Source organism: Sulfurimonas sp. (assembly GCF_026988655.1).
Classification (GTDB): Bacteria; Campylobacterota; Campylobacteria; order Campylobacterales; family Sulfurimonadaceae; genus Sulfurimonas.
The window spans coordinates 1-4,592 of sequence record NZ_JALSKT010000005.1 but is presented as its reverse complement, the minus strand read 5'-3'; the positions used below and the strand labels follow the sequence as shown (position 1 = coordinate 4,592).

General features: G+C 33.9%; 5 protein-coding genes. 3 read left to right on the top strand and 2 right to left on the bottom strand.

Annotation, left to right across the window (positions count from 1 at the left end):
- Window positions 1-300 precede the first annotated feature (300 nt).
- Both amrS and amrB read left to right on the top strand, forming a co-directional pair.
- Window positions 301-1,293 (top strand): AmmeMemoRadiSam system radical SAM enzyme, encoded by a 993-nt coding sequence (amrS, locus tag MV052_RS00370; protein ID WP_297439866.1) that lies wholly within the window; start codon window positions 301-303, stop codon window positions 1,291-1,293.
- The gene (gene amrB / locus MV052_RS00365) at window positions 1,290-2,090 is read left to right on the top strand and encodes an AmmeMemoRadiSam system protein B (protein ID WP_297439864.1); all 801 of its coding nucleotides are present in this window, start codon (window positions 1,290-1,292) and stop codon (window positions 2,088-2,090) included. Before amrS ends, amrB begins: the two co-directional genes overlap by 4 nt.
- Here amrB and MV052_RS00360 read toward each other — a convergent pair.
- Together MV052_RS00360 and MV052_RS00355 are read right to left on the bottom strand one after the other, a co-directional pair.
- The gene (locus MV052_RS00360; protein ID WP_297439862.1) at window positions 2,080-3,156 is read right to left on the bottom strand and encodes a polysaccharide deacetylase family protein; all 1,077 of its coding nucleotides are present in this window, start codon (window positions 3,154-3,156) and stop codon (window positions 2,080-2,082) included. The genes amrB and MV052_RS00360 overlap by 11 nt on opposite strands.
- A 12-nt stretch (window positions 3,157-3,168) precedes the next feature.
- On the bottom strand, window positions 3,169-4,023 hold the full coding sequence (locus MV052_RS00355; RefSeq protein ID WP_297439860.1) for an NAD(+)/NADH kinase: 855 nt from the start codon (window positions 4,021-4,023) through the stop codon (window positions 3,169-3,171).
- A gap of 223 nt (window positions 4,024-4,246) precedes the next feature.
- Between MV052_RS00355 and MV052_RS00350 the strand changes: the two genes are divergently transcribed.
- Window positions 4,247-4,522 carry a hypothetical protein gene (locus MV052_RS00350; protein WP_297439858.1) on the top strand — a complete coding sequence of 92 codons (276 nt, stop codon included), beginning with the start codon at window positions 4,247-4,249 and terminating at the stop codon, window positions 4,520-4,522.
- Window positions 4,523-4,592: the final 70 nt, after the last annotated feature.

The window sequence follows — 4,592 nt, the reverse complement described above, 5'->3', positions numbered from 1 at the left end:
TTACTAATATGCTTTGTACTAAACTCCTCTGGAGTACGCACATCAATGATTATCGCCCCATTGTTTGCAGCTGCATGTGCCGCTCTTAAATCTTCATCACTTACTTTTGAACAACCACCTAAAAGTGCTAGTAGAGACAATGTACATAATATTTTGATTATAACTCTTTTCATCATTAACCTTGATTTTTATTTTAGAAATCATATTTTATCATACTAATTGACATTTTTATAATTATGTGATAAAATTATCTCAGTTTTAGTCTACATCTATAAAGTATCTTTATAAAAAAGGACTAATATGCAATATTATAAAACAATACCAGAAAAAGATAAAATTATATGTCTTTTGTGTCAGCATTATTGTCAAATGAAAGAGGGACAAGTTGGGATTTGTGGTGTCAATAAAAATGAAGCAGGAGAGTTAAAAACTCTCGTGTATGGACATCCAAGCACTGCAAATATTGACCCAGTTGAGAAAAAACCTATCTATCATCTCTTACCCGGGTCAACTGCCCTATCCTTTGGAACTGTTGGCTGTAATTTTAAGTGCCCATTTTGTCAAAACTGGCAAATATCTCAAGAACATAGTATAGATACAAGTGTAGAAATCTCACCACAAAAGATGGTAGATTTGGCGATAGAAAATGGCACTTCTTCAATCGCCTACACTTACAATGAACCGACGATCTTTTATCCTTATGCTAAAGATATCGGTGTTTTAGCACGAAAAAGAGGTCTAAAAAATATCTTTGTGACCAATGGCTTTGAGAGTCCAAAAGTTGTTAAAGATATGGCGTCTTGGCTTGATGCTGCAAATGTTGACTTAAAAAGTTGGGATGATGCCTACTATAAAAAGGTACTCAAAGGTGGGCTAAACGCAGTAAAAGAGACTCTAAAAGGTATGATTGAGGTAGGAATTTGGGTGGAGGTTACTACACTTTTAATTGAAGGTGAAAATGATTCCAATGAAGATCTTCAATCGATGGCTACGTTTATAGCCGATGAATTAGGTACTCATGTGCCTTGGCATTTAAGTGCTTTTCATCCTGATTATAAGATGCAAGATCATGAGTCCACGAAACTTTCTACTTTGCAAAGAGCAAGTAAGATTGCTAAAGAAGCAGGACTCAAATATGTATACTTAGGAAATGTTCCAGTGCATGGCGATACATATTGTCCTGATTGTGGTGAGTTACTTATAGATAGAACTGGGTATTCGGTAACAAAAAATGCTCTCATAGATGGGCGCTGTCCAAAATGTAATAGAGCTACAGAAGGAGTATGGGAATGAGTACAAGAAAAGATGCTGTTGCCGGACAGTTTTATCCGGCAAGCAAAACAGAAATAGAGAAAATGTTTCATCATTATAATGTGATTATAGATGAATCAATAAAAGACGAAAGGATTTTAGAGATCATTCCCCGTGCTATAATCGTACCACATGCAGGATATGTTTACTCTGCATTTACAGCAAATATTGCATTTAGACTCTTGAAAAACTCTCATGCAAAACGTGTTGTCGTTATAGGTCCGAGTCATAGAGTTTATCTTGATGGTATAAGTGTTGCGAGGTATGATAGTTATGAAACACCACTTGGCGAGATACCAATTGATACTAAACTAGCAGATACATTGATAAAAAAATTCGACTTACATTTTCAAGAAAATGCACATGCAGAACATAGCACAGAGGTGCAAATGCCTTTTATAAAATACTACCTTGAAAATGCTTCGGTAGTTGAAATGGTTTATGGTCAAGAAGACCCAAAACACTTATCTGAGGTTATAAAGTATCTGTTAAATGACAAAGATACAGTTGTAGTAATCAGTACAGATTTAAGTCATTATTATGACATTGAAAAAGCAAAGAAACTCGATACTATTTGTCTTGAAGCGATTGCAACATTGAACGCAAATGAATTACATCAAGGGTGTGAAGCTTGTGGAAAAATTGGAGTAGAGGCTATACTTATCACAGCTAAAGATAAAAGACTCACATCAACCCTTCTTGATTATCGAACAAGTGCCGATGTAAGTAACGACAAAACGCAAGTCGTAGGATACATGAGCGCTGCGTTTAGTGAGTAGTATTTTCATCTTCTTTTAGAACTACCCACATATGAGAGTACCAGCGCCATTGACCTTTTTTATACATCGCTGTACATGTGTAATGATCACGTGGATATTTGAGTAAAACGCTCGATTGTATTTCTAGTTGTGTTTTAGATTTCCACTTCATATCTATTTTCTTGCCATTGGAAGTAAAACATTGGAGTCCATACGCAGGTTTTTTGAGTGTCAAAGAAAACTTTGGCGGATTATTTATTTTACTCACTATTGTTTCTTCAGTAGAGATTTTTTTCAGCACTAGAGGAACAGTGTTTAACTTTAAGATAAAACTTTTCATTTTTCCAAAATTTCCAGACATTGGAAATCGTGGTAAAGCCTGTAAGTTACTATTGTTTGTCACTGGTCCAGAGTTTTGTGCTATGCCCACGTAACCGAGTTTTTTTATAAGATTCATAAGGTGTGTATCATACTCACCAAATGGATATGCTAGCATTTTTGGCGAGGTCACCACATACTTACCTAACTCTTTTTCAAGTTTTGTTTCACATTTTAGTATCTCTTTAGTTACTTCTTTATCATGTTTCTCAAGATCATTTCTAAACATACGAACAAGATACTGATGCGAATAGGTATGATTAGCAAATTCAGCACCATCTTCACCCATTTCCTTCATCTCATCCCAAGTCATATACCGCTTAGAGTGATGAATAATTGGCAAAGAATTTACAAAAATAGTAGAAGGGTAATGATGTTTTTTTAGTAAAGGATAAGCTCTAGTATACACTGTTTTATAAGCATCATCAATCGTAATGGCAACAGTTTTAGGCGGTAAATCTTTTTTTAACATAAGATAATTGACTATCTTTGAGAGAGGCCAAACATTGTAATTATTTTCAGCGAGATAATTTATCTGTTTTGTGAAAAGTTCCATAGATATATCAGTAGATGGATATTTTGCTTCTCCAAATCTATGATACTGCAAAAGAATAGCATGACTCTCAATCTGTTTATCTTGTGCAAATAAAGCCGTGTTAAACGCAGCTACTGCAATAAATAATGCAATAACGAATTTTATATTTTTCATTAGTTTTCTCACTTATTCACCCCAATTTAACTTTTCTTTTAAAACATCAAAATAGTTAAATTCATTTCTATGAATAAGTTTAACTTTATTTCTTGCTAGCTGAATATGAATACTTTGTCCCTCTTCTAGCTCATGTTTATCTTGCCCATCAATAATTACTAGGGCTTTATCTTTTGGTGTTTTCATCTCTATAGAAAATTTACCTGGTAAGACCACTGGTCTTTGTGTCAATGAGTGTGGGCAAATTGGAGTGAGTGCAAAAACATCTGTTAAAGGAAAAAGAACAGGACCTCCTGCTGAAAGATTGTAAGCAGTTGAACCTGTTGGCGTAGACACTATTACTCCATCCCCATAGTAAGTATTAAATGCTTTTGAATCAACTAATGTTTCAACATGAATCATGTTCGATACTGATGGACGAGTAAGAACGATATCATTAAAAGCATAAAGTCTTATCTCTTTATTATTTTGTATAAGCTTTGCTTCTAAAATAGATCTCTCATCAACTCGGTAATTACCCTTAACCAGTTTAGAAACAAAAGCATCTAATTCATTTAAATCAATATCTGCTAAAAATCCCAGACTTCCAGCATACACACCAAAAATTGGAATATCATACTTAAAAGAGCGCCTCACCGTCGATATCAAAGTTCCATCACCACCTAAGGTGACAAGTGCATCAGAGTTTTCACATAACAAATCAAACTCCATTCCCATGACACCAATCATACCAGCACTAATACTATCAATAGAGACTTCCATATTGTACTTTGAAAAAACTTTTTCAAGTTTATAGTAACTATCTTTTAATTCTGGTGTTGATGGACGTAACACAACACCTATCTTTTTAATTTCATCTATTTGCAAGTTTACTCATCTTTATCACGGTAAATCAAAACTAAGATAATTTCAAAACTAAAGTCACCCTGAACTTGATTCAGGGTCTAGTTTATATGAAATTATAAGCTAGATTCCCAGTCAAGCTGAGAATGACTTATGTTTTGATTTACCGTGCATCTTTATTTATTTTTTATCAATTATACTATATTTTGCTATAATCGCGAAAAATTATATAATCAGGAACTATATTATGGATAAATTCACTAAAAAAATACTTTATTTGTTATTGACATTTTTAACACTTATTGCTGGCTATACTTATCTTCGTTATGCCTACAAAGTTACAGACAGTACTCCCTTTACGCAAGAAATTGTGTTGATTATTCTAGGTACTATTGCAACTGTCTTTATTACCGCTTTGCTTTTAAATAAACAAACAGAAGTGGAAATAGAAAAAGAACAAAGCATTAAATTTCGTAACCATTCAGCACCCAACCCCAACAGGAGTGTAAGCTTTTCCATCTAAAGCACTTTTAAGTCCCTGTAGAACAGCAATATTATTCTTTTTCATGGTAGAGATGTAACTTCTAATCCTG

Coding starts and splice junctions, on each gene's coding strand:
- amrB (WP_297439864.1), top strand. CDS start 1,290: ATGAGTACAAGAAAAGATGCTGTTGCCGGACAGTTTTATCCGGCAAGC.
- MV052_RS00350 (WP_297439858.1), top strand. CDS start 4,247: ATGGATAAATTCACTAAAAAAATACTTTATTTGTTATTGACATTTTTA.
- MV052_RS00360 (WP_297439862.1), bottom strand. CDS start 3,156: ATGAAAAATATAAAATTCGTTATTGCATTATTTATTGCAGTAGCTGCG.
- amrS (WP_297439866.1), top strand. CDS start 301: ATGCAATATTATAAAACAATACCAGAAAAAGATAAAATTATATGTCTT.